27 protein-coding genes and 1 tRNA gene are annotated in these 23,357 nt (G+C 47.8%); 5 read left to right on the forward strand and 23 right to left on the reverse strand.

The window, feature by feature from the left end:
* Positions 1-2: 2 nt before the first annotated feature.
* From flgJ to MN202_RS01745, 11 genes are all read right to left on the reverse strand, one after another.
* The gene (gene flgJ, locus MN202_RS01695) at positions 3-983 is read right to left on the reverse strand and encodes a flagellar assembly peptidoglycan hydrolase FlgJ (RefSeq protein ID WP_335734350.1); all 981 of its coding nucleotides are present in this window, start codon (positions 981-983) and stop codon (positions 3-5) included.
* A 22-nt stretch (positions 984-1,005) separates the two neighbouring features.
* Complete coding sequence (locus MN202_RS01700) at positions 1,006-2,097, reverse strand: flagellar basal body P-ring protein FlgI (RefSeq protein WP_335734351.1); 1,092 nt, start codon at positions 2,095-2,097, stop codon at positions 1,006-1,008.
* A gap of 10 nt (positions 2,098-2,107) precedes the next feature.
* Positions 2,108-2,785 carry a flagellar basal body L-ring protein FlgH gene (gene flgH / locus MN202_RS01705; protein WP_335734352.1) on the reverse strand — a complete coding sequence of 226 codons (678 nt, stop codon included), beginning with the start codon at positions 2,783-2,785 and terminating at the stop codon, positions 2,108-2,110.
* An 11-nt stretch (positions 2,786-2,796) separates the two neighbouring features.
* The gene (gene flgG / locus MN202_RS01710) at positions 2,797-3,585 is read right to left on the reverse strand and encodes a flagellar basal-body rod protein FlgG (RefSeq protein WP_335734353.1); all 789 of its coding nucleotides are present in this window, start codon (positions 3,583-3,585) and stop codon (positions 2,797-2,799) included.
* Positions 3,586-3,620: 35 nt separating this feature from the next.
* A complete protein-coding gene (flgF, locus tag MN202_RS01715) occupies positions 3,621-4,367 on the reverse strand; it encodes a flagellar basal-body rod protein FlgF (RefSeq protein WP_335734354.1) in 747 nt (248 codons plus the stop codon).
* 135 nt (positions 4,368-4,502) lie between these two features.
* Positions 4,503-5,960: a flagellar hook protein FlgE gene (gene flgE / locus MN202_RS01720; RefSeq protein ID WP_335734355.1), complete on the reverse strand. Its 1,458-nt coding sequence runs from the start codon at positions 5,958-5,960 to the stop codon at positions 4,503-4,505.
* A gap of 17 nt (positions 5,961-5,977) precedes the next feature.
* Complete coding sequence (locus tag MN202_RS01725; protein WP_335734357.1) at positions 5,978-6,706, reverse strand: flagellar hook assembly protein FlgD; 729 nt, start codon at positions 6,704-6,706, stop codon at positions 5,978-5,980.
* 10 nt (positions 6,707-6,716) lie between these two features.
* Positions 6,717-7,142, reverse strand: a complete 426-nt coding sequence (gene flgC, locus MN202_RS01730) for a flagellar basal body rod protein FlgC (RefSeq protein WP_335734358.1) — start codon at positions 7,140-7,142, stop codon at positions 6,717-6,719.
* A gap of 2 nt (positions 7,143-7,144) precedes the next feature.
* Positions 7,145-7,546: a flagellar basal body rod protein FlgB gene (gene flgB, locus MN202_RS01735; RefSeq protein ID WP_335734359.1), complete on the reverse strand. Its 402-nt coding sequence runs from the start codon at positions 7,544-7,546 to the stop codon at positions 7,145-7,147.
* A gap of 73 nt (positions 7,547-7,619) precedes the next feature.
* A complete protein-coding gene (locus MN202_RS01740) occupies positions 7,620-8,453 on the reverse strand; it encodes a CheR family methyltransferase (protein WP_335734360.1) in 834 nt (277 codons plus the stop codon).
* A gap of 16 nt (positions 8,454-8,469) precedes the next feature.
* Complete coding sequence (locus MN202_RS01745) at positions 8,470-9,399, reverse strand: chemotaxis protein CheV (protein WP_335734361.1); 930 nt, start codon at positions 9,397-9,399, stop codon at positions 8,470-8,472.
* A gap of 129 nt (positions 9,400-9,528) precedes the next feature.
* Here MN202_RS01745 and flgA point away from each other — a divergent pair, with 129 nt between their 5' ends.
* The 3 genes from flgA to MN202_RS01760 all read left to right on the forward strand — a co-directional run bounded on the left by flgA (position 9,529) and on the right by MN202_RS01760 (position 11,062).
* The gene (gene flgA / locus MN202_RS01750) at positions 9,529-10,233 is read left to right on the forward strand and encodes a flagellar basal body P-ring formation chaperone FlgA (RefSeq protein WP_335734362.1); all 705 of its coding nucleotides are present in this window, start codon (positions 9,529-9,531) and stop codon (positions 10,231-10,233) included.
* A 77-nt stretch (positions 10,234-10,310) separates the two neighbouring features.
* Positions 10,311-10,631, forward strand: a complete 321-nt coding sequence (gene flgM / locus MN202_RS01755; protein WP_335734363.1) for a flagellar biosynthesis anti-sigma factor FlgM — start codon at positions 10,311-10,313, stop codon at positions 10,629-10,631.
* Entirely contained in the window at positions 10,628-11,062 is a 435-nt protein-coding gene (locus MN202_RS01760) for a flagellar protein FlgN (RefSeq protein WP_335734364.1), read from the forward strand. Before flgM ends, MN202_RS01760 begins: the two co-directional genes overlap by 4 nt.
* A gap of 11 nt (positions 11,063-11,073) precedes the next feature.
* Here the strand turns inward: MN202_RS01760 and MN202_RS01765 are convergent, their stop codons facing one another.
* Complete coding sequence (locus MN202_RS01765; protein ID WP_335734365.1) at positions 11,074-11,544, reverse strand: LPP20 family lipoprotein; 471 nt, start codon at positions 11,542-11,544, stop codon at positions 11,074-11,076.
* Positions 11,545-11,689: 145 nt separating this feature from the next.
* On the opposite strand from MN202_RS01765, the gene MN202_RS01770 reads away from it, so the two are divergent.
* On the forward strand, positions 11,690-12,817 hold the full coding sequence (locus tag MN202_RS01770) for a flagellar assembly protein T N-terminal domain-containing protein (RefSeq protein ID WP_335734366.1): 1,128 nt from the start codon (positions 11,690-11,692) through the stop codon (positions 12,815-12,817).
* Between the two features lie 6 nt (positions 12,818-12,823).
* Here MN202_RS01770 and MN202_RS01775 read toward each other — a convergent pair.
* The 9 genes from MN202_RS01775 to rppH form a co-directional block, all read right to left on the reverse strand.
* Positions 12,824-12,898, reverse strand: a tRNA-Arg gene (locus MN202_RS01775).
* Between the two features lie 112 nt (positions 12,899-13,010).
* Positions 13,011-13,697 (reverse strand): FlgO family outer membrane protein, encoded by a 687-nt coding sequence (locus tag MN202_RS01780; protein WP_335734367.1) that lies wholly within the window; start codon positions 13,695-13,697, stop codon positions 13,011-13,013.
* 138 nt (positions 13,698-13,835) lie between these two features.
* Entirely contained in the window at positions 13,836-14,477 is a 642-nt protein-coding gene (locus tag MN202_RS01785; protein WP_335734368.1) for a FlgO family outer membrane protein, read from the reverse strand.
* On the reverse strand, positions 14,477-15,094 hold the full coding sequence (locus MN202_RS01790) for a FlgO family outer membrane protein (protein WP_335734369.1): 618 nt from the start codon (positions 15,092-15,094) through the stop codon (positions 14,477-14,479). Before MN202_RS01790 ends, MN202_RS01785 begins: the two co-directional genes overlap by 1 nt.
* 79 nt (positions 15,095-15,173) lie before the next feature.
* The gene (locus tag MN202_RS01795; RefSeq protein ID WP_335734370.1) at positions 15,174-16,025 is read right to left on the reverse strand and encodes a thymidylate synthase; all 852 of its coding nucleotides are present in this window, start codon (positions 16,023-16,025) and stop codon (positions 15,174-15,176) included.
* The gene (gene lgt, locus MN202_RS01800; RefSeq protein WP_335734371.1) at positions 16,022-16,840 is read right to left on the reverse strand and encodes a prolipoprotein diacylglyceryl transferase; all 819 of its coding nucleotides are present in this window, start codon (positions 16,838-16,840) and stop codon (positions 16,022-16,024) included. Before lgt ends, MN202_RS01795 begins: the two co-directional genes overlap by 4 nt.
* 8 nt (positions 16,841-16,848) lie before the next feature.
* A complete protein-coding gene (locus tag MN202_RS01805; protein WP_335734372.1) occupies positions 16,849-17,679 on the reverse strand; it encodes a sulfite exporter TauE/SafE family protein in 831 nt (276 codons plus the stop codon).
* A 17-nt stretch (positions 17,680-17,696) separates the two neighbouring features.
* Positions 17,697-19,955, reverse strand: a complete 2,259-nt coding sequence (ptsP, locus tag MN202_RS01810) for a phosphoenolpyruvate--protein phosphotransferase (protein WP_335734373.1) — start codon at positions 19,953-19,955, stop codon at positions 17,697-17,699.
* 43 nt (positions 19,956-19,998) lie between these two features.
* A complete protein-coding gene (gene rppH, locus MN202_RS01815) occupies positions 19,999-20,502 on the reverse strand; it encodes an RNA pyrophosphohydrolase (RefSeq protein WP_335734374.1) in 504 nt (167 codons plus the stop codon).
* A gap of 380 nt (positions 20,503-20,882) precedes the next feature.
* Between rppH and mutH the strand changes: the two genes are divergently transcribed.
* Positions 20,883-21,554, forward strand: a complete 672-nt coding sequence (mutH, locus tag MN202_RS01820; protein ID WP_335734375.1) for a DNA mismatch repair endonuclease MutH — start codon at positions 20,883-20,885, stop codon at positions 21,552-21,554.
* Here the strand turns inward: mutH and MN202_RS01825 are convergent.
* Together MN202_RS01825 and MN202_RS01830 are read right to left on the reverse strand one after the other, a co-directional pair.
* Positions 21,551-22,357 (reverse strand): substrate-binding periplasmic protein, encoded by an 807-nt coding sequence (locus tag MN202_RS01825; protein WP_335734376.1) that lies wholly within the window; start codon positions 22,355-22,357, stop codon positions 21,551-21,553. The genes mutH and MN202_RS01825 overlap by 4 nt on opposite strands.
* A gap of 113 nt (positions 22,358-22,470) precedes the next feature.
* Positions 22,471-23,310: a sterol desaturase family protein gene (locus MN202_RS01830; protein WP_335734377.1), complete on the reverse strand. Its 840-nt coding sequence runs from the start codon at positions 23,308-23,310 to the stop codon at positions 22,471-22,473.
* Positions 23,311-23,357 lie beyond the last annotated feature (47 nt).

Consider the following 23,357-nt stretch of genomic DNA (forward strand, 5'->3'; position numbering starts at 1 on the left):
TATTAATCGGCGTTAGGTGCATTTTCTTGAGCCTCATTAAGCTCAGATCGCACCTGTTGCATGGCAGGGCTTTGATACACCGCCATAATTTTTTTTGCATAAGCCGGATCTGTGGCATATCCGGCGACCTGCAATTGTTCAAAATAAGCTTTTGGATCATCGCTGGCTGTAACTGCCTGCTGATAACGCGGGTTTTCGCGGATAAAAGCGACATAGTCAGACAGGCTGTGTTCTAACGAGCCATAAGAGCGGAATTTCGCCTGTTCTTTTTGCGCTATGCCCTGGCGGTATTCCAGGGTGTTTACTACCGCAGTATCTCCTTGCCAGCCGTTGTTTGCTTTTATACCAAATAAGTTAAAGCTGTTGCCGCCCTTGGCTGTTTTAATCATCCTCTGTCCCCAACCGGTTTCCAGCGCGGCCTGAGCAACCAGCGCCAGCGGATCTAACCCCAGCAGTTTGGCACTTTGCTGCGCCGCAGGCAGCAGTTGTTTCACAAAATCCAGCGGGCTGGCAACCTGCCAGCTGGTCTCTGCAGACAGATTATCAGCTTGCGTCTGTTCAGACTTCATCTTTGAGCCATCAGTTGGCTTAACAGCTACTTTGATAGCAGGTTGGCGATAAGCCGGCATAATTAAATCTGTATTGATTTTATTCGCTGAGGCTTTATCACTTTTGTCTGCCGCTGGGCGGCCAGATAAAGCCGGGCTTAACTGCTGCACCAGTATATCGGCTAGGCCTAAAGCGCCATTTTTGGCTAATTCTGTCGACATCTGACTGTCATGCATGTCACGGTAAAATTTGGTGGTCTGGCTATTCATCATGCCGTCCACCTCAAAAGCTTCGTTGGCTTTGCGCATGCTGCTAAGCAACATACCGAAAAAGATCGATTCAAATTGCTCGGCAGCCTGACGCAACGCCGCCTTTTCATCTTTACCGGCCTGGCTGCGAATGTTTTGCAGGCTGGTTAAGTCATGATAAGACATCTGGTTGCTGCCCGGGCCCATTTCAGATCACCACCAATTCGCCGTGAATAGCACCGGCTTCTTTTAATGCTTCCAGAATTGCCATTAAATCGCCTGGCGCAGCACCAACAGCATTAACCGTGCGCACCAAATCATCCAGTGTTACGCCAGGGTCAAATTTAAACATCCGCGACTGATCCGGACGCACATCGATAATAGTATTTTCCTCAATAGCCGTTTGCCCCTGAGCCAAAGGGTTTGGCTGCACCACGCGTGGGTTTTCCGCTATGGTTACCGTTAAGCCACCATGGGTCACCGCAGCCGGAAACAAGCGTACTTCTTTACCTATCACGATAGTACCGGTACGGGAGTTGATAATAATTTTAGCGGCGTTATCGCCTGGTTCAAACGTCAGATTTTCCAGTGTCGACAAATAAGATACGCGCTGGCTGATATCACGCGGTGCCCGTACCTGTACTGACGTCGCATCCATTGAATAGGCGGTATCAGCGCCCATAAAAGCATTTATCGCCTCTGCCAGCCGTTTTGAGGTCGTAAAATCGGATTGCTTCAGGTTAAAGGTAATAAAATCACCCTGCGCAAAAGGCGATACCACTTCGCGCTCTACCATAGCACCATTAGGAATACTGCCCACAGTTGGGGTGTTGACCAAAATACGCGAACCGTCCAGGCCTTCGGCTCCCAAACCACTAACAATTAAACTACCCTGCGCAACCGCGTAGACATTACCGTCCAGACCTTTTAAAAAGGTTTGCATTAAGGTACCGCCACGCAGTCCTTTGGCACTGCCAACCGATGAAACAGTAACGTTTAGCGTCTGGCCTGGTTTGGCAAAAGCCGGCAGTTCAGCATGCACCACTACCGCGGCCACATTTTTGGTTTGCGCTTTCAGATTCGCCGGCAAAGTGATACCAAAATTGGTCAACATAGTGCGAAAACTTTGCTCGGTAAAAGCGCCCTGCTCACCGGTACCTGGCAAGCCCACTACCAGGCCATAGCCAACCAGTTGGTTACTGCGTACGCCTTCAATATCGGCTACATCTTTAATTCTTGCTGCCTGCACCGGTAACATCATCAACGCCAGCGGCAACAATACTGCTAATATTTGCTTCATTTGCGCGCTCCTAAAATGGCCACAGTGGGCTATTAAAAAACCGGCTTAACCAGCCAGGAGACTGGCCATTGTGATGCGAGCCAGTGCCACTGTACTCGATGCGGGCATTGGCAATTTTGGTCGATTCAACCGTATTATTGACATCGACATCCTGCGAGCGGATAACGCCGGTTAAGCGGATATATTCTTTACCGGTATTTAACGTCAGCCATTTTTCACCGCGGATCACCAGATTGCCGTTTGCCAGTACCTGCAATACATTTACCGAGATATCCCCGACCAGCGAGTTACTCTGATCGGCTTTTGCATCCCCTTTATAATTTGACGCTGAATTAGCACCAAACTGCAGCACATTGCCGGCCACTGAAATATCGCGCCCACCCAGGCCCACCATGGGGTCAAATGACGCTGAACTGTCTTTCTTTGTTTCCGTTTTAGCATTTTTACTGGCCTGAGTACGCTCTTTCAGTACAACAGTAATAATATCGCCTTCATGTCGCGCTTTATTATCGGAATACAGGCTATTGGAGTACTGCTGCGCAAACAGGGAGCCATTTTGTACCAGTTGCCGGCTTGGCACTTCTGGTTGCAACGGGGCAAAATAAGGATCGTTTGCCTGTGGCTCCTGCAAAGCAGCACAGCCAGACAACGCCACCGCTAAACCAACACCAATAATAATGCGTAACATAACGCCTCCGATTACAACTGCTGAATGGCAAAGCCCAACATCTGATCGACAGATGAAATGACTTTTGAATTCATTTCATAAACCCGCTGGCTTTCAATTAAGCTAACCAGTTCTTCGGTAACATTGACGTTGGACGTTTCCAAAGCGCCCTGCACAATAATGCCAAGGCCTTCCAGCCCGGGAATACCCTGCACAGGGTCGCCACTGGCACCGGTTTCCCGAAACAGGTTTTGCCCGACAGGCTCAAGCCCGGCCGGATTGATAAAATTAGTTACCGTAAGTTGGCCCAGCACGGCTGGCTCGCCCTGCCCCGGCAGCTGCACGGAGACCTGACCATCTTGCGCAACGGTTAAGCTTTGTGCATCCGGCGGCAGCACTATATTGGGTTGCAACTGGTATCCGGCACCTGAGGTGACCAGGTTGCCCTCGTCATCAACAGTAAACTGGCCGTTGCGGGTGTAAGAGATAGTGCCGTCCGGCATCAGAATTTCAAAAAAACCGTGGCCCTGGATCATGATGTCCATACTGTTATCAGTAGTAATCATATTGCCCTGAGTGAAGTTTTTTTGCGTTGCCACGACCTTGGTACCGGCACCAATCATTAAGCCATTGGGTAGCTCCGTATTTTGTGACGACGCACCACCTGGCTGATTCACATTTTGGTACAGCAAATCTTCAAAGATGGCACGGCTTTTCTTAAAACCGACAGTACTGGCGTTAGCCAGGTTGTTGGAAATGACCGATATGTCACGCTGCTTGGCGTCTAAACCGGTTTTACTGATCCATAAAGCTGGATGCATAGCTGCCTCCCGGGCCTTAACCCGTTATCTGGTTATTAACCTACGATCCGAAGTAACTGAACTTGCTGCCGATCCATATCTTCAGCGCTCTTCATCATTTTTACCTGCAATTCAAACTGACGCTGCAAGCTGATCATGTATGTCATTTCGCCCACTGCATTAACATTACTGCCTTCAATGGCGCCATTGAGTAAATTCACATCTGGCGCCGCTTCGGCAAGTTGTCCGTCTTTGCGGCGGAATAAACCATCGTTGCCTTTTTCCATCTCGCTGTTTAGCGGCTTTACCAGCTTAATGCGGCCAACTGCTGCGATTGCGTCTGCAGGTGCACCTTGTGGTAAAGCGCTGATGGTGCCGTCATTACCAATTTCCAGCTTTGCCAGCGGAACCGGTAGTTGAATTGGGCCATCGTCTCCCATTACGGCTAACCCGGAAGATGTTTCCAGCATTCCCAGTGCATTAAGTTGCAAATTGCCACCGCGGGTATAGGCTTCAGTACCATCCGGAGCTTGCACCGCCAGCCAGCCATCGCCCTGAATGGCAACGTCCAGATCACGCTCGGTCATGATGATAGCGCCGGCGTCAAAGTTTTGACCTGGCTGCTCTGTTAGCGAAAATACCCGGCTGGGTAAGCCATCACCAAACGCCTGCATAGAGCGCGCTTGTTCAAAATCTGCTTTAAAGCCCACAGTACCGGTATTAGCAAGGTTATTTGCCCTTACTGCTAAACCATTCATATTTTCTTTAGCACCGCTCATGGCGATATATAGCAGACGGTCCATTTGGCTCTCCGTGATCTGTTGCTACGGCTTATACAGATAGTTAAAGCAAAATTGATGCCACAAAAAGGTGTAAGGGGTAAACAGAGGACAAAAAAACACCACCCGCAGGTGGTGTTTAATACAGCTGAGGTGTATTTACCGAATTTGCAGCACGGTTTGTTGTAAGGTGCTGTTTACTTCCAACGCCCTGGAGTTAGCCTGGAAATTACGCTGCGCGCTGATTAAATCAACCAGCTCAGTTGTCAGGTTAACGTTTGATTGCTCTAACGCCGACGCATTTACGGCACCAAAGGTACCTATATTGGCCTGACCGCCAATAGGCTCACCGGAAGTAATGCTTTGCTTCCAGGACGTATTACCGACCTGTTTTAAGCCTTGTACATTGGCAAAACGCACTAAGGTTACCTGCGCCAGATAAGACGAGTCGCCATTGCTGTAGCTGGCCAGTACCCGGCCAAATGAATCAATATCGACACCGGTCAAACTGCCCACTGTCGTACCATCCTGGCTCAGGTTTGACACATCAAAGTTTGAGGCATATTGGGTTGGTAACCGCACACCAGACGCATCACGGTAATTTACCGTAACATCCTGGGCGTACTGGGCACCATTGGTCAGATAATTAGCTGTAGGAGCGCTGAGTGCTTCTGCCGGCAGAGTTAAATTCGGTGTGGTTAACACCGGCACCACCGGCGGTACCGCAGGTAAAATCAGATTACCATTGGGATCAAAAAACAGTGAATCACCTATAAAGACACCGCCATTACCGTCATAAGGCAGAGCGCCGGTACCATTACCCCACTCACTCAAATCCAGGCCAGGATAACCCGGAGCCGTTGGATCCGAAACATAAGCCGGCGCAGCTGGCATGGCGGTATTATCGTCAAACACAACAAAGGTTTGCCATTCATTCCACGCTGGCGGGTTTAACGGATCGTCCGGCTCAACTTTACGGAAGTAGGTTGTTACCGTGTGCGCCTCACCCAAGCTGTCATAAACAGTTACTGAGGTTGAATGGGTGTAGGTTGAGCGGTCACCTGGGTTAAAGTTACCCGGGTTTCTCGGAAGTTCAACCGCGCGTGAATCTACGTTCATACTCAGGAAAATATTGTTGGTTGCCCTTGGCGCCCCGGCCGATGTAGGAATGGCAATTGGTTGCGTGGTGCTTAAGCTAACCGACTGGTTTTCACCGGTTACGGCATCAACAGCGAAACCCTGTAAATAATTGCCATTATTATCAACAATAAAATTGTCTTTATTCAGCTTAAAAGCGCCCGAGCGGGTATAGGTAAGATCCTGCGATTGCCTATCCGGTGTCAGGGCAAAAAAGCCTTCACCGGTAATGGCTAAATCCAGCGAGTTATTGGTAAATTGCAAAGCGCCCTGGCTAAACTGTTGCGCTACCGTTGAGGTTGTTACACCATCACCCACTTTGGTGCGGCCTGATGCAAAAATTGATGTGGCGTACACATCAGCAAACTCTGCCCGCGATTCTTTAAAACCTGTAGTATTTACGTTAGCGATATTATTCGCAGTAACATCCAAATCTTTTTGCGCCGCGGCCAGGCCGCTCAATGCAATATTAAAACTCATAATTCACCTCAGCTCGCTTAACTATATGAAACTTCTAATACATCACTTAATTTAACCTGCCCTAAACCCAGCAGGTTAAGCATAATGCTGCCACCCTGGCCATTAAGGCTGACGCTACCGACCGGGGTATAAACGTTTACCGGTAAACTGGCGTTGGTCCCATCGGCGTAACTCACATCAACTTTGACTTTATACACACCAGCTTTCACCCGGTCGGACACCTCACCATCTACTTCAGCAGCACTACCTGCGCCTGAAGGCATATAGGTACCATCCCAAATAAACTCGTTTTTACCCACTTGCGGGTTTTCCACGCTGAATGACTGCACCAGCTCGCCTTTTTCGTTTTCTATCCGCACTTTCATCAGCGTCGCGGCTTTGTCCAGTTCAATATTGCCGCGCGATAAAGTTTCGCCGGTAAACACGATTTCATCCGATTGCGTCAGCACAGTGCGCCCCACCAAAGAAGACGCCTGCAACGCCTGATTTGACGTCATGCTTTGGGCTAACCCCTTGAAGCTTTCATTGAGCGAGCCTATTCCATCTGCCATAGTGAAATTGGTCATTTGCGCAATCATTTGATCATTCTCGACCGGTTTGGTCGGATCCTGATACGCCAACTGCTGGGTTAGCAAAGCAAAAAAGTCGGCCTGGGTCAGCGCACCATTGTTTTTATCCGGTGTTTTTTTGCCGTTGTCCCAGTACATGCCATCCAGAGCAGAGTTGTTATTTACACCCGTAGTCATGTGCTACTCCTTATCCCTGTTGTCCAAGCCGCAGTGTCCGCATCACCATCTGCTTGGCAGCATCGGCAGTTTGCACATTGGTTTCGTAGGAGCGTGACGCCGAAATCATATTCGCCATCTCTTCCATAATGTTGATATTGGGCTTATAGATATAGCCATTGTCATCCGCCAGCGGATGGTTTGGCGCATACTCGACATTTAGCGGCGCGTCGGATTCGACAATGCCCAGCACTTTGACCCCGACGCTGGCATCGCCTTGCATACGTTTAGCCTGCGACAGTTCAGCGGCAAATACCGGATGTCTGCCACGATAGGTTTGCTCAACACTACTACTGACACTGTTGGCATTAGCTATGTTACTGGCGGTGGTGTTCATACGCAGTGACTGCGCCGTCATACCGCTGCCGGTAATATCAAAAATATTAAAAGCACCCATGGTTATTGTCCTCCACCGGTGATGGCTTTTTTCAGGCCGCCAATACGGGAATTAAGAAAACCTAAGCTGGCCTGATATTCCAGGCTGTTTTGCATAAAGGCATTACGTTCGCGATGAATATCAACGCTATTGCCGTCGCCGGTATCAGGCTGATCAGGGTTGCGAAATTTGGTTTCATGCCGGCTGGCTGTAGATATGTGGAAATGTTGTTCATGGGTGCGCTGCATGGCACCGGCTTGTCTGGCCTGAGCATTATTCAGTGCTTGCTGAAAATCCAGATCCTTGGCTTTATAGCCCGGAGTATCTGCATTGGCGATATTTTCTGCCAATACCTGAGCCCGCCGATCCCGCACCAGCATGGCTTCAGGGTGCATACCAAATGCTTTTTCAAAACTGATTGCCATTTTTTTGCCACCTGTCTGTTACCGATGGCAATTCAAATGCAAATCTCAGGCCAAATTTTCAGCGCGATATTATTCAGATTTTTTTGCGGTAGATAATACCCGGATTACAGCGGATCATTTCAAAATCACTGTTCAGGCTGGACAACGACTCAGACGCACCAAGAAACAAGTAGCCGCGAGAGTTAAGCGATTGGGAAAACTGATGAATTATTTTCGCTTTTACATCAGCAGAGAAATAAATCAGTACGTTGCGGCAAAATATAATGTCAAACTTACCCAGCAAGGTGTAGCTATCCAGTAAATTGAGATGACGAAAATTGACATTTTTACGTACGTTATCTTTTATACGCATCATGCCTTTGCCGCTGTCTTCAAAAAACTTAGTCCGCCGCTCGGGCGATAAACCGCGCGATAGTGCCAAACCATCATATTCAGCGCGCTGGCAATGTTCCAGCATAGTGTTTGAAATATCTGTGCCGAGTATGTTGACGCCCAGACTAAAAGCGCCGGGCCTGCTTTGCTGGTACTCCAGGGCGGTCATAGCAATAGAGTATGGTTCCTGTCCGCTTGAACTGGCAGCCGACCATATTTTGACGGTGCGGCAAGTTTTTTCCAGCTCCGGCAAAATCTGCTTTTTTAGTAGCTCATAAGGATAAGTATCGCGAAACCATAAGGTTTCATTGGTTGTCATGGCGTCAATAACTGCAGAACGTAATTGGCGCTCAAAGGGGCTTAGTGTTTTGCTTACCAATTCAGACAAAGTTGCCACACTAAAGCGCTGCATCAGCGGCGCCAGCCGGCTTTTTACCAGATATTGTTTGTTGTCACCCAATACAATACCGCATTGCTGCTCGAGAAAATCCCGGAACAACACATATTCTTTGTCTTGTAGATCTTTATTTGCCACCGTTCATCCTTAAAGGTTATTCCGCATGCAGCCACTTCTGAACAGACTCAGCCAGTTCATCCGGGTTAAACTTAGCAATAAAATCATCTGCGCCGACTTTTTGAACCATCTGCTGATTAAAGACGCCACTTAATGAGGTATGCAGAATAACATGTAATTTCTTAAGTTTAGGATCCAGCTTGGTCTCAGCCGTCAGGGTATATCCATCCATTTCCGGCATTTCAATATCCGAAATCAGTAAACCCACTTTTTCCGTTACCGATTCCTGACATTCCTCAGCAATCTGCTTTAAAAAGTGCAGCGCCTCTTTACCATTGTTCACCAGATGCATCTTTACACCCAGACTTTCCAGTGCCCGTTTCACCTGGTTACGGGCTACTACCGAGTCATCAGCGATCAGAATTAACCTGTCACCTAAATCTGCGGTAATGCTTTGTGTATCCAGTGCTCTGGTTATCGCTGTAGGTGAAGGTGAAATCTCTTCAAGGATCTTTTCTACATCGAGAATTTCTACCAGCTCTTTATCAATTTCAGTGACAGCGGTCAGATAACTTTGCTTGCCACTGGTACCTTGAGGCGGAGCCATAATGGCTTCCCAGTTGATATTTATAATCCGTTCTACCGAGTTGACTAAAAAGCCCTGCACCGAACGATTATATTCAGCAATGATAATGAAACTGTCTGTGGTATTGTCAATGGCACGGCCACCGGTTGCCAGGCTTAAATCAATCACTGAAATAGTCTGGCCACGAATATGGGCTATGCCTCTTACGTATTTATTGCGCTTAGGGATAGCGGTAAGTGGAGGGCATTGCAGAACTTCACGAACTTTAAACACGTTAATGCCATAGCGTTGGCGGCCTGCCAACTTAAACAACAACAGCTCAAGCCGATTTTGTCCGACTAACTGTGTGCGCTGATTCACCGCGTCTAAAATACCGGCCATCTGCCGCTCCTCTGCTACGTATCGGATCGATTCTTGCTAAATTGCTTAAATCCGATGTGGAATAGCAATTAGCGTCAAATTATCGCCGTATGTTATAACCACCAGCAACTAAAGCATAGCCGAAACTATATGAAAAAGTACGAAAATTTAATCAGACATAGTCTTATCTGGCTTTGCCTTTGCAGTAGTCTACCGCTTTATAGTCAACCGGAAAGTTATAGCCCTGAGCAGCTCACCACGTTGGCGCAGCAATGGCTTGATGCACAATTGGCAAGCGACACGACAACAGTGTATCAAACAGATATCAGCAGCTTAGACCCACGTATTGGTTCAAAACACTGTGAGCAGGCATTAGATTTTAGCTTATCGCAGCTACTAACACAGCGGCAAAACACTATAGTGATCCGCTGCAGCGACACCACCGCCTGGCAGTTATATGCCCCGGTCAGAATAGATGAAATTGTTGCAACTCTGGTGCTTAGACAAAACATTTCTACAGGAAGCATGATAACAGCCGATATGCTGGAAACAACAAGCCGGGCACGCCGGTTTGTTCGGGGCAATCTGGTGGCGGATGCCAATGCTGTTATTGGCGCTAAAACTAAAAGATCCTTGTCGATGGGACAAATTTTAACCTTCCAGGATCTATGCCTTGTGTGCAAAGGAGATGTTGTTACAATAGCCATCAGGGATAATGGCCTGGACGTTTCAGCGTCAGGAATTGCAATGTCTGATGGTAGCCTGGGAGATGTGATCCCGATACAAAACAGACAGTCTAAACGCACCGTAAAAGCTGAAGTCGTCGCCGTTAACCGCGTCAGTATTACTTTTTAAAAATTATGCTAAAGTTTTGCTGTCTGCTGCCGCTAACCTGAGCATAGGGAACTGTAATAAGGTAATGAGGTCATATTATGGCTATTAATGTCAACAACCTGCAAAATACAGGGCAGGTTAAAACTGACAAGGTTGAACAAAACCAGCAACGTCAGCAAACCACTGTACAGCAAAATGCGACTCAGACCGCGAATCAAAAACAGGATTCAGTGTCTATTACACCGCAAGCGCAACAATTTGCTAAGTTAACAGACAAAGCAAGCAACAGCAGCGGCGTCGATCAGGAAAAGGTCGACAAAATTAAGCAAGCTATTGCTGAAGGCAAATACAAGATCAATGTTGAGCAACTGGCACGGCGTATCGTGCAGTTTGAAAGCGAAATATTTGGCAAAAAATGACGCTAATCCCTGACAGCATTGCCTCTTTGTTACAACTGCAACAACAGCACCTGGATGTGCTGTTGTCGTTATTACGGCAAGAACTTGCCGCCCTCGCCAACCGCGATATAGACAGCCTCGAACAGCTAACAGTAGAAAAAGTGAAGCTGCTTGAGCTGATCCAGCAAACAGACAACCAACTGGCTAACACCGCCGAACTGGCGCAAAGTAAAGAGCAAGACGACTTTAAGCAACAGGTAGCGGTACTCGACGCCTTACTGGCGCAATGCAAACAACAAAATGACGTGAATCAGTTAACGATGGAACAAAGCCAGTTAAGACTGGCTCAGTTTAAACACGAATTGTTATCCAGCCGGGGTAAATCCGGTCTTACTTATACCAGCAAGGGCCAGCCCGCCGTCGATAGTAAAGGTAAAGGCATTAAAGCCTGAGTGATCAGCGCTTAGAAATAGCGAACCCGGTTAATTGTCTGTCTTGGCTGTACATTCTGATACAAATGTTGCACCTGTTTAAAATCCAACTCTAACTCTGTAATGTAAGTGCCGTTAACGGCATAAGTCTTGACCACTCTGGCACCACGTATCACGCCTTGCACCTGTACTGTCAGTTCGTCATCACGCAACAACATGGCGCCCAGTCTGTTGCTTGCGTCAATTCTTTGACCATACACCATTTCAGTAAGCTCACGATAGGCTTCAAGTTTGGATGCCTTCATCGCCTGCAGCATTTTGTGTTGCTCAGTGTCACCTGATTGCAACGCTATAGGTGCATAGCCCAACGCCCTTAGCACCGGGTAGTTATCCGGTTTAACATCAGCATATTCGACATGACGGTCATAAAACTGGCTGCAACTCACGGCTGACAAAGCCAACATAGATGCAATAAGGCTACGCAACAGGATAATTTTACGCATGGCGGTTCTCTTTTAACGGTTGTATCTTTTAATCAAAAAGCAAAAATTGCGCCACTATTCCGTCAAGCTGATAATAGGCACGTAATTTGCTTTCATAAAGAGTAATAAACAACAGCCACGTACAACAAAATAGAGCCGTTAATGTATGAAGAAATATTCACTCAGCATGATACTGCTATTAGTATTCAGCCAAACCGGCTTCGCTACCTGGTATGAGGTAAGCGGCCAGGCTGCAGTGGAGCGCGGCAATCTGGTGCAGGCCCGTGAAGCTGCCATTAACGATGCATTAAAACGCGCAGCCCTGTTTTCAGGCGCCAGTTTCAGCGCCTCACAGCAATTGGTTAATGGTATTTTACAAAATGAACAGTACCAGCTGGACAGCCATTCAGAAATACAACAAGTGCAGTTGCTGTCAGAAACTAAAAGTCAGAACATGCTGACGGTGACATTGCGAGCTGAAATCCTGCCTCTGCAACGTCACTGCCAAAGCAATAATTATCGTAAAACGTTGCTGTTAAGCCCGTTTAAGTTACTGCCCCGTCAGGATGCTATTCATGGCAATTTATTTAACCTGCCGCGCGATGCAACTCAGCAATTGGATAAGCAGCTGCGAGATTACAGCCCGGTTGCCATGGTCAGTGCAATAGCAACCCATATCAGTTTGGCGCAATTAAACCATCAGCTGACACAGCAACTGTTTAGTGAAGGCAGTCAATACTTACTTACCGCGCAAATCACTGATTTATCTATGGGCAACACTACCAATAGCTTTTGGCAAGATGCCAGTAAAGAGCGCTTTTTTGCGCTGGATGTAACCTTGTATGATTTATTTGAACAACAGATAGTATTTCAGCAGGAATATCGCACAGCAGCGCCCTGGCCTTATAAAGAGCCAAACACACCAGACAGCCACAGCCAGGCATTCTGGAATATGCCATATGGCAGTAAAATCGCCACCATATTGCATGCTGTTGCCGAAGATGTGCAACAGCACTTGCGCTGTCAGCCATTACTAAGCCAGGTTAGTCAGGTACAGCAACAGCAACTAACACTAAACATGGGGGCCGCTCAGGGTCTGAAAGTGGGTGACACTCTGGAAATTATACAAATACAGCGTCACCCTAGCCAACCGGAAATCAGGCAGTTACTACACAGTCCAATCCGCCTGACAGTGCAAAATGTAAACCAGCACCGTAGTTGGGCCATACCGCAACAACAGCAGTTAGTCAGTCATATTCAGGCAGGGGATTTAGTCACTATAGCGCCGCGCTAACAGATATGGCTGCCCCAGCAGGAATCGAACCTGCAACTGCCCCTTAGGAGGGGGCCGTTATATCCATTTAACTATAGGGCAACAGCGGCGTAAGTTAGCATAGCCGGCTGGATGAATAAAGCGTTTACTATCATTGGCTTTTGCTTAAATTTTCAGTTGCCGAAAAAATCGGCAGCCCGTGAATCAGCGTTAGCTAGCCTTCAGTTATTGGGTACAAGGCGCTGATAACAAAATGCGGGATCAGCTGCTGCGCACTGGCCGCCACCACTTTGCTGTTAAAATGAATCACTCTGGCATTCACCATTATACCCTTTGGCGTATACAGCATAGTGCCGGCCAGTACATAATCAATTTTTTGTGATGTCTGCAGCCGGCTATGCTCACGGCTGAATATAAAATCGCCATGCTTTGTTACCCTGATATTGTTAGTAGTTTTAAAATCGGCCACCGCTAAACCATACTGCTGCATTTGATGAATAAAACTTTCAGCTAACTGGTTACCCAGGCTGTTGCTAACATCCAGTTCAGGGCCAAGTTCAACAAAGGACGCTATGGCTATTTTTGCCCCTACAGGGAAAGCATGCAGGGTTTCAACCAACTGCATAGACATCTGGCTGGCATAATCAGACAACTGCTTATGTGAATGCTGATTGCCGGTATAAGGAAAGAATACCGTAGCACCGTATTGGGGCTCAGGCTGTTGCTGGCTGGATGTTGCCGCTTGCACTGATGACTGTTTCACCTCAGCCGGCAGGCCTGGCGTGTCGCTATTGCAGCTGGCTTTATTGTTACATTCGATGTAACTATTACTGCTTCCATTAAGGCTGTGGCAGGCTGTCAACAAGCTGGCTACGGCTATTGTCAGTAAGATGTTTTTCATGCAGCGCTCTCCGATAAATTCAACAGCAAAAGCAGCTAGCCTGATGTTGCTGCTATTACCGTATCTTATCGGTGCAAAACGCCGATTCTTGAATGCAAACGCTTAAAATTGCCCGCTTATTTATGCCGCGCTGGCCTATTAGCCCTGTTTCAGCCGTAACGTTTGCTGTTGTTGCCATTGCTGCAACGCCCGAACTATATGATTCGGCACAAAAGTTCTGGCGGCAGATATTACTCTTTTAGTGTCTATTTGGATCAAGCGGGCGTTGACCAGTAAACCTTGCTGATGCATGGTCATAGTGCCGGTAATTACATACTTTATCGGCAATTCAGCTTTTAATTCTTCAAAGTTACGGCTGAGCACAAAGTCACCATCGGGCGTGACACGGATATAATCTGTCGCTTTGTAATCCAGTACCGGCACACCGAAGCGATGCAGATCATAGATCATTGCCTCACTAAAGTGATGACCAAACAATGAGCCCTGATCCAATGTAGAGTCGGTGTAACTAAGGTCAGTAACCGCCACCATCGCATTATCATCCAACGCCTGATGCTGCTGCATTAGCTCATGCACTATATTACGTGAGTACTCGTTTACCGTTGTAATAGGTTGTTGCCGGTAAAACTGATCTGGCGCGCTGTGCCCAAGCCCCTGCTGCTGTTCGACGCGCTGGCTGCGTTCTGCCGGCGGTTCACCCGTTAGCCGGACATTATTTGCCGGGCCTTGCTGCACACAGCCACACAGCAGTAGTACCAAAGTAGGAATCAGTTGTTTCATTATTTTTCTCCCCTGCTGCTGCGATACAGATAGTCGCCGCGTTGCTTAACCTGCTGCTCACTCCAAAATACATTGCCGGGAATGTAATCGGTTACCGCTGCCAACACTTGTTTAGTGCTAACGTCGATTATCCGCGCATTAATCACATAGCCGTCTTCCTGCATTACATAGCTACCAGACAAAATAGCATTGGCCAGCTGCACAGTGGACAACTCTGATGCCTGGCGCGACAAGGCTTGCTCATGACCGGACAACAGCAGCAACTCACTGCGTAACCTGTAGTCGTAGGCAGTATAGCCCTTGGCCAGAGCATGGCTTAGCATGCTGTCAGCAAGTTGATTGGCCAAAGCCCGCTCATCGGCATCTGCCGCACTTAACTCCAGCGAGTTTAATGGCAAAAAGCTGGCAACAGACAATTGCGGAGCTGCAACACGCGGTAATAGCTCGGTAGTTAATTGGCGAAATAAATTGTCGGCTAAGCGATTAGTGTAATAATCCAACGCATAGCGGCTGAGTTCCGGTTGCGACTTTTGGCTGCTGTCATGCCTGGCAGCGGCTAAAGCCGGCTGCCACCATTGCAGTAGCAGCAATACACTGCATAAAATTAACTGTTTCATACCCACCTCAGATACTGGCCTGGAACTAACAAAGCAAATTTCAGGCCAGCATTTGACGGCGAAGTTTTGACAATAGTAGTTAAACCGAGAACGGGTATTGAATTGCCGGATGGCACTGATAGCCACGCACTTCAAAATCATCAAGCGTGACCCAGGTTTCCAGATCATTCAATGATTTAATGTCCGGATTAATTACTAATTCAGGAGATGGAAATGGCTCACGTTTTAGCTGCACATCGCGCATCAGCGATAGCTGATCTTCATAGATGTGGGCATTAACGATTTTATGATAAGCAATACCCGGTTTATGTCCGGTAATTTGCGCTACCAGTGCCAATAAGGTAAACACTTGAATTTGATTAAAATTAAGCCCTAAAGGCACATCGCAAGAACGTTGAAAGCTGGTCAGGTATAAGGTATCGCCCAGTAACGAGAAGTTGTGCGTGTGCATACAAGGCCGCAAACAGCCCATGTCAAACTCGCCGGGGTTGTAAAATGTCACTATCTCGCCACGATCATCTATACCACGGCTTAGGTTGTCGACAACCTTTTTCAGCTGATCAAGTGTGCTACCATCTGGTTTAGCCCAGGCCCGGCCCTGCACGCCATAAACCCGCCCCATATCATCAGCACCTTTGCGATGCGGGTTTGCTAACCAATCAGCGTTGTCATTAGCATTGGCATCCCAGGTCTTAGTGCCCAGCGCCCTGAACTCAGCGGCACTGCTGTAACCTCGAATGTAGCCGAGTAATTCTGCTATTGCCGCTTTCCAATAACTTTTGCGGGTGGTTATCAGTGGGAAGGCATTCTGGTCAACCCGGTATTCCAAATCGGCATTGATAACGGTCAGGCAGCGCTTACCTGTACGCTGGTTTTCGACCCAGCTACCGTGTTCGATAATACGCTGACACAGCTGCAAATATTGTTTCATGTTTCTGATACCCGTTTGTTTACTTTGCTGCCAGTGCTATAAGCGTAAATAATAAGACCTATACCCGCGATTATCATTGGCAAGGATAACCACTGCCCCATCGACATCCCCGCCGATAACACGCCCAGGTGCGCATCCGGCTCACGATAAAACTCAACATAAAACCGCGCGCTGCCATAGCCCGCTAAAAACAAGCCGCCCAGACTACCTGTTGGCGGGTTGACACGCCGATACAGCATTATCAATGCAAACAGCACTAAACCTTCCAGGGCAAATTCGTATAACTGAGAAGGATGACGCGGCGATCCGCCGGCGTTTGGAAACAACACAGCCCAGGGCACATCTGTAGTGCGGCCCCATAGCTCAGCGTTTATAAAGTTGCCCAGTCGGCCGGCGGCCAGGCCAAGTGGAATAAGCGGTGCGACAAAGTCTCCTAATTGCAGAAAGCCTTTATTATTGCGTTTGGCAAACCAGGCCATTGCCAGCAAAACTCCGAGCAAACCGCCATGAAATGACATGCCACCGGTCCAGATTTTAACCAGATACAAGGGCTCGGCTAAAAACAAATCAAACTGATAAAACAATACGTAGCCAACCCGACCGCCGAGTATTACCCCAAGAAAGCCGATAAACAACAGATCACTGACCTGTTGCTCAGTCCACCCCGAGCCCGGCTTTTTTGCTGCACGGTTTGCCAGCCACCAGGCCAGGCCAAAAGCGACCAGATACATTAAGCCATACCAACGCAGGCTGACTGGACCCAGGCTATATATCACCGGGTCAATTTGTGGAAACGTAAAATAACTTGCCGACATAACTCCCCTTAACTGAGTATCATTTTTAGCGATACCAGCAATAAAAATACGCCAAATACCCGCTTAACGGTCAAAAGCGGTAAACGTTGTGTCATACGCGCCCCAAGCGGAGCCGTAAATACAGAAGTGGACACTATACCTAACAAAGCCGGTATGTAGATATAACCAATAAACCCATGTTCAAACTGGTAGTGCCGCCAGCCGGCAATTACGTAGCCCAGAGTACCAAAAATAGCTATTGCTATGCCACTGGCTGCAGCACAGCCAATAGCCCGGCGCATATCAACAGAATAATAATTTAATACCGGTACAAACAACGCGCCACCACCAATACCCAATAAACTGGCTAGCCCGCCAAGCACTACAGAAATTGCGCCGGTAGCGCACCGGCCAGGTAAAAGTCTACTGCCTAAAACGGAGCGTGAGCCAAGCATTCTGGCCGCCAGCAATAGTACGGCTATGCCAAAAAACATCTGCAATAGCTGGCCACCAACTAAATGGGCAAGGTATCCGACAAACCAGGCACCACAGGCCGCACCTACCACAACTGGCGTGGCGATAGCCCAGGGTACATTGTCCATCTTATGGTGTGCCCTTACAGAAGAGGTCGCGGTAACGATAATCGACGCCAGAGATGTCGCCACAGCGACTAAAATTGCATCTGATTGGCTGACAACATCAAAGGCTGGTAGCAACATCACTAATACCGGCACGATCAAAAGCCCGCCGCCAATCCCAAGTAAGCCAGCCATAAAACCAACAGCGGCACCGAGGAACAAGGTGATAATAAAAATACTAAACACTATAAACTCAACCTGAAATTGGCCGTTTAAACGCACAGCAACCTAACGGAGCCTTATGCCCGAAGCTGAGTAAGCAACTGCTTTTGTTCAAGAAAGCGATGAATATGTAGCCTTACATGCTTGGCAGAGGTACATGCTAGCACTTCGGGCAATAGTAATGCCAGTTCAGACATTTCAACCCGGCGTAGCAACCATTTTATTTTTGCTAAATTACTGCTGTTCATACTGAAGCTGCTATAGCCCATAGCGGCTAACAATAGCACCCCTGCCGGCTCACCGGCCAATTCACCACACACACTGATGGCAAACTGCAAGCCTTGCGCTTGTTGCACCAATTGGTATAAAGCTCTAAGCACTGCAGGATGCATGGCATCATACAAGCTGGCAACTCTGGGGTTATTGCGATCTACCGCTAACAAATATTGGGTTAAGTCATTAGTACCTATGGAGCAGAAATCTACCTTGCGGGCAAGTTCCGGTAACTGATACATAATAGACGGTACTTCAATCATTACGCCAACCTGCGGTTTGGGCAATTCTATCGCCAGCTCGTCACTGACTTCAAAACAAGCTTGTTTAATCAGCCGTAATGATTCATCTACTTCTGCCAGATCAGAAATCATCGGCAGCAAAATATACAAATTATCCAATGCCAGATTGGCTTTCAACATTGCGCGTATTTGTACCAGGAAGATTTCCGGATGATCCAGTGTCAGGCGGATACCCCGCCAGCCCAAAAACGGATTTTCCTCGACAATACTAAAATATGGCAGGGCTTTATCGCCGCCAACATCCAATGTCCGCATAATAACCGGACGGCCAGGATACATTTCCAGTACCTTGCGGTATAACTCTACCTGCTCTTGCTCGGTCGGAAAGCGGCTACGCATAATAAACGGGAATTCCGTGCGGTACAGACCCACGCCATCAGTATACTGCGGCGCTGTCGTTTCCAGCTCAATCGCCAGGCCAGAGTTCACCATCAGGCTAAATCGCTTACCGCAGGCAGACTGCGACGGTAAGCCAATTTCCTGCTGATAAGCTGCACTGAGCACTGCATCTTCAGTGATTAGCTGTTGGTACTCATTACAAATGGCTTCTGCCGGTGATAAAAGTATATGGCCATGATAACCATCGACAATCAACCGCTGACCCTGCCAGTGTAACAGGGGTAATTCATCCACCGCCATTACGGCTGGTATGCCTAAAGCACGTGCCATAATAGCAGCATGGGAGTTTACCGAGCCTTTTAGTGACACTATCGCTACCAGCTGCTCACGCGGTACTTCTGCCAGCATAGTCGCGGTAACGTTGTCGGCTACCAGCACCACTTTATCTGGCAATTTTATTTTGCGCTGTTCGGTATCCAGCAAATTGTTTAACACCCGCTGGCCAAGATCGCGGATATCAGTACCACGCTCGCGCAGGTAACTGTCGTCCATATCATCAAACTGGCGGGCGAATTTCTCTACTACCCTTTTTAAAGCACTTTTGGCGCACCAACCTTCTGCGATTTGCTGTTCAATTTCACGGCCCAAACTGGCAGCATCCAGCAACTGGTGATACACATCAAATATTGCCAGTGCATCGGGCGGCAAATGGCCGCTCATTCGCTCTGCCAGCCGGTTAAATTCAGCTTTGGTAATTTTTACTGCCCGATAAAAATGTGCCAGTTCCTTGTCCGGCTCATCAGAGCGTTTCAATGATATGGCATTAAAGTCGTTAGCTGGTTCAAGAATATGGGCCTGGCCAATCGCAATTCCCGGCGCACCGGGTAAGCCTTTAAGTTGGCCATTTTGTGTTTGATTTTTATTGCTTTCACTTGCTGCCTGACGCATTTCGGCATTGGCCAGCACTGAGGCTAGTTGTGCCGCCAGAGTAACAAGAAAGGATTCTTCGTCTTCGTTAAATACCCGATCTACTGCCTGCTGAATCGTCAGCACGCCTAAGACCTTACGATGATGGATGATCGGACAACCAAGAAAAGCGGAAAAACGGTCTTCGCTGACCTCAGGTGTCACTTTAAATCGGGGATGTAACTGGGCTTTAGCCAGATTAATAGGCTCTTCGCGTTGGCCAACCCAACCTATCAGGCCTTCCGAAAAGCCAATAGCAATTTTACCGATGGCATCAGGGTTCAGGCCGTCAGTCGCCATTAACATAAAATGCTGTTGTTCATAGTCAGCAAGGTAAACCGAACAACACTCGGTTGTCAGTGCCTGTTTCACGCTGCTTACCAGGCCAGTTAGCGCATTCTGCAAAACTGGTTCCTGGGCAACATCCTGAACTATGCGCCTTAACTGGCCTAACATAAGAGCCCCATTTTCAGTTTATTGAATGGACTGAACGGTTTAGCTAACTCTTTTTCCTGACATCACGACGGATAAATGGCAAAGCAACCGGGGCAAATTCTTTCATCACTTTACGGTAAACTTCGCGTTTAAACGCTACCACCTGTCGCACCGGATACCAGTAGCTAACCCAGCGCCAACTATCAAACTCCGGGTGAGTAGTCTTTAACAAGTTTACATCTTCGTCAGCACAAGTCAGTCGCAACAAAAACCATTTTTGTTTCTGGCCAATACAAACCGGGTTGCTGTCTTTACGAATGAGCCGCTTGGGTAATTTATACCTCAACCAATGTTTGGTTGTAGCAATAATTTCCACATCTTTAGCGGTAAGCCCCACTTCTTCGTGCAACTCTCGGTACATGGCTTGCTCGGGCGTTTCACCGTCATCAATGCCACCTTGTGGGTATTGCCAGGAGTGCTGACCATACCGTTTTGCCCAAAACACCTGTCCATGGTGATTACAAATTACTATGCCGACGTTGGCGCGAAACCCTTCGGCATCGATCACACAAACCTCTGGCGGATCATAAAATACTATGTAAAGGATTCTTTCATAAAGTCACCAGTTCGGCAAACGGAATTTACACCGGCAGTTTTACATAGTTATCCACAACTATGCCTTATCTCGAATAGGCCATGTGCACTTTTTCACAGACTCTGTTGATAAAATCGTGCATAACCACATTATAGTCACTGCATAACTTCGTTTGCCTAGTAAACACCCAACAAAAAATATCTACATTTTAGATATAAATCATATAGTTAGATAAACAAGCATGGCTTAAACAGACAAAACTGACTGTGCACAAGTTAGTTTGCTGCGTTTTTAAGCAGCGTTGCAGACAAAAAAATGCTAGCGTATTCAAATCTGTAATCAGTGATCCCTATATGCCCACCGCACCGCAATCAAGCACCGAGTTATTGCAACGTTGTCAAGCGTTGGCCGGCTTAACGCTGGGACAAATTGCTGCCACAGCAGGTGTTACTGTGCCAGCCAATCTGCAACGCGATAAAGGCTGGGTGGGCCAGTTACTGGAGCATACGCTGGGCGCAACTGCCGGCTCAAAAGCAGAGCCTGATTTCCCTACTTTGGGTATTGAATTAAAAACCCTGCCGATTGATCAGTCCGGTAAACCTTTAGAAAGCACCTATGTATGTGTGGCCCCGCTAACAGGTGTCGCCGGTTTGCAATGGCAAGATTCCTGGGTTTGTCAGAAACTGCAACATGTCCTTTGGTTGCCTATACTGGCAGAGCGGCAGATCCCCTTAGCACAACGTATGGTAGGAACCGGCTTTTTATGGCAGCCCAGCCCAACCCAGCTGCAATTGCTGCAACAAGACTGGGAAGAGCTAATGGAGCAAATCACACTGGGTGGCATAGCCAATATTCGCGGCGCTCAGGGCAAGGTGTTACAACTACGACCCAAAGCCGCTAACAGCAAAGCCCTGACACAAGCGGTAGGCGCATCGGGCGAGCCCATTCTCACCCTACCACGGGGCTTTTACCTTAAAGCTGGTTTCACTGCCGCTATTTTGCAACAACACTTTAATAGCGTTTAATTGCTGTATTTTTCCAGCAACCGGTTGTAAGCACCGTCGTTGCGCAACTGCTGCAAGGCCTGATTAAACTGCTGCACCTGCTGTTCTTCCACCGATGCCTTAGAAAACATTACAAACACATCGGAACTGCCCATGCTGATACTGTGCGGCTCGATATATTTGTCCAGTCCTTTACGGCGCAAAATAGAAGCGCCAACAAAACTGTCTTCCAGCAAACCATCTATTTCTTCATCCAGCAAGCGCGCCATATTCAGTTCGCTGATAATAGCACCGACAAACTTACTGCGTAGTGCTTCATCGGCATACAGGCTGGCCACTTCATCGCCATAGTAATACTCATTGACGATACCAACTTTATGGCCTGCGGCTAAAAAGCTTTTTAAATCAGAGAACGGTTGCTCAGCATCATTTTTACGCACGTAGAGCTGAAAGCGCTCTTGCCGGTATGGCTCTGAAAAATAAGCAAACTCTTTACGTTCTTCCGTCTGTGAGGCTCCCAGCACAAAATCTATTTCACCGTCTTTCAGCAGTTTCAACAGCTCCAGCCAACTGCCTTGCACCACATTAAGGTTACAACCCATTTTATCGGCTACCGCTTTTACCAGTTCGACATCTAAACCTGTAGGTGAATTGCCAACAGTCATATATTGATAGGGCTCCCAGGCATCCATCCCAAGAGTCATCACACAGGATGGGGCGGCGGGGGCAGCGGGCTCTGTAACCGTAACAGCGTCAGTTTGGATAACAGGCTTACAACCGGATAATAAAACAATAACGACAACCAGCAGCTTGTACATTTTCATATTACACCTCAAGGCGTTATAAGCTTGCTACAAGCGTAGTGCATAAAATTCTGCCTTGCCGCTTTCCTGCGATAAAGTGCGCAAAGATATATTTACACTGTCGCATTGGGCCTTTAGTTGTCGTCGTTACCTGCCTTTTTGGGTGCACCAAACAGCACCGCAGGCAACTGCCTTACAGAGCTCAGTTTCAAGGCGTCAGACAACATTTTACGCCATTCGTAAAAGGTAATGGTAAGAGGGTTATCAGAATTAAAATCCTCAGTGATACCATAACGGCAGGGTTCATCGGCGCGCTCCGCAACAAAGGTACCAAATAAGCGATCCCAGATGACCAACACGCCGGCAAAGTTTTTATCAATATAAATGGCGTTACAAGCATGGTGTACCCGGTGATGTGACGGTGTATTAAATAGCCACTCCAGCCAACCCAGCCGTTTTACTGCCTGGGTATGGACAAAAAACTGAAACGCAAGATTAAGCGCTACAACCGCAAATACTAATGCCGGAGTAAAGCCCAGCAGGATCATCGGAGTCCAGAATAACCACATGCCAGACAGCGGATAGGTCAGGCTTTGCCGTAATGCCGTGCTAAAGTTCATCTGGCGCGAACTATGGTGAGCAACATGCGAAGCCCACAGCCAACGGATATGGTGCGATGCACGATGAAACCAGTAATACAAAAAATCCTGCAGCAAAAACGCCAACGCAACAGTAGCCGCCGTTAAGTCTATCTCAAACAGTCTAAACTGATGTAACCAGAGAAAAAATGGCATCAATAACAGCAAGGCCAGCATGTCACTGCCCTGGTGCAGCAACGCCAGTACAGCGTTGGCTAAGCTGTCCTGCCAGCGATAGATGCCGTTGGCTGCCTGATGTGAGCGGTACCACTCCCAGGCGATAAATCCGATAAAAACCGGGCTTAACGCCAGTAAGATCAGTTCTACCGGTATCATTGTGCACTTCCAGATTACGACTTAGATAAAATGATAGTACTGCAAAC

The sequence above is a fragment of the Rheinheimera muenzenbergensis genome, assembly GCF_036984005.1.
Classification (GTDB): Bacteria; Pseudomonadota; Gammaproteobacteria; order Enterobacterales; family Alteromonadaceae; genus Alishewanella; species Alishewanella muenzenbergensis.

What these genes read in the sequence shown, in the direction of transcription:
- MN202_RS01765 (WP_335734365.1), bottom strand. Translation starts at nt 11,544, where the DNA reads ATGCGTAAAATTATCCTGTTGCGTAGCCTTATTGCATCTATGTTGGCT.
- flgA (WP_335734362.1), top strand. Translation starts at nt 9,529, where the DNA reads ATGAAAAAGTACGAAAATTTAATCAGACATAGTCTTATCTGGCTTTGC.
- MN202_RS01760 (WP_335734364.1), top strand. Translation starts at nt 10,628, where the DNA reads ATGACGCTAATCCCTGACAGCATTGCCTCTTTGTTACAACTGCAACAA.
- MN202_RS01790 (WP_335734369.1), bottom strand. Translation starts at nt 15,094, where the DNA reads ATGAAACAGTTAATTTTATGCAGTGTATTGCTGCTACTGCAATGGTGG.
- flgF (WP_335734354.1), bottom strand. Translation starts at nt 4,367, where the DNA reads ATGGACCGTCTGCTATATATCGCCATGAGCGGTGCTAAAGAAAATATG.
- flgG (WP_335734353.1), bottom strand. Translation starts at nt 3,585, where the DNA reads ATGCATCCAGCTTTATGGATCAGTAAAACCGGTTTAGACGCCAAGCAG.
- MN202_RS01830 (WP_335734377.1), bottom strand. Translation starts at nt 23,310, where the DNA reads ATGATACCGGTAGAACTGATCTTACTGGCGTTAAGCCCGGTTTTTATC.
- mutH (WP_335734375.1), top strand. Translation starts at nt 20,883, where the DNA reads ATGCCCACCGCACCGCAATCAAGCACCGAGTTATTGCAACGTTGTCAA.
- flgH (WP_335734352.1), bottom strand. Translation starts at nt 2,785, where the DNA reads ATGTTACGCATTATTATTGGTGTTGGTTTAGCGGTGGCGTTGTCTGGC.
- MN202_RS01770 (WP_335734366.1), top strand. Translation starts at nt 11,690, where the DNA reads ATGAAGAAATATTCACTCAGCATGATACTGCTATTAGTATTCAGCCAA.
- MN202_RS01785 (WP_335734368.1), bottom strand. Translation starts at nt 14,477, where the DNA reads ATGAAACAACTGATTCCTACTTTGGTACTACTGCTGTGTGGCTGTGTG.
- MN202_RS01825 (WP_335734376.1), bottom strand. Translation starts at nt 22,357, where the DNA reads ATGAAAATGTACAAGCTGCTGGTTGTCGTTATTGTTTTATTATCCGGT.
- MN202_RS01745 (WP_335734361.1), bottom strand. Translation starts at nt 9,399, where the DNA reads ATGGCCGGTATTTTAGACGCGGTGAATCAGCGCACACAGTTAGTCGGA.
- MN202_RS01700 (WP_335734351.1), bottom strand. Translation starts at nt 2,097, where the DNA reads ATGAAGCAAATATTAGCAGTATTGTTGCCGCTGGCGTTGATGATGTTA.
- MN202_RS01725 (WP_335734357.1), bottom strand. Translation starts at nt 6,706, where the DNA reads ATGACTACGGGTGTAAATAACAACTCTGCTCTGGATGGCATGTACTGG.
- flgC (WP_335734358.1), bottom strand. Translation starts at nt 7,142, where the DNA reads ATGGGTGCTTTTAATATTTTTGATATTACCGGCAGCGGTATGACGGCG.
- flgE (WP_335734355.1), bottom strand. Translation starts at nt 5,960, where the DNA reads ATGAGTTTTAATATTGCATTGAGCGGCCTGGCCGCGGCGCAAAAAGAT.
- flgM (WP_335734363.1), top strand. Translation starts at nt 10,311, where the DNA reads ATGGCTATTAATGTCAACAACCTGCAAAATACAGGGCAGGTTAAAACT.
- flgJ (WP_335734350.1), bottom strand. Translation starts at nt 983, where the DNA reads ATGTCTTATCATGACTTAACCAGCCTGCAAAACATTCGCAGCCAGGCC.
- ptsP (WP_335734373.1), bottom strand. Translation starts at nt 19,955, where the DNA reads ATGTTAGGCCAGTTAAGGCGCATAGTTCAGGATGTTGCCCAGGAACCA.
- MN202_RS01780 (WP_335734367.1), bottom strand. Translation starts at nt 13,697, where the DNA reads ATGAAAAACATCTTACTGACAATAGCCGTAGCCAGCTTGTTGACAGCC.
- MN202_RS01795 (WP_335734370.1), bottom strand. Translation starts at nt 16,025, where the DNA reads ATGAAACAATATTTGCAGCTGTGTCAGCGTATTATCGAACACGGTAGC.
- lgt (WP_335734371.1), bottom strand. Translation starts at nt 16,840, where the DNA reads ATGTCGGCAAGTTATTTTACGTTTCCACAAATTGACCCGGTGATATAT.
- flgB (WP_335734359.1), bottom strand. Translation starts at nt 7,546, where the DNA reads ATGGCAATCAGTTTTGAAAAAGCATTTGGTATGCACCCTGAAGCCATG.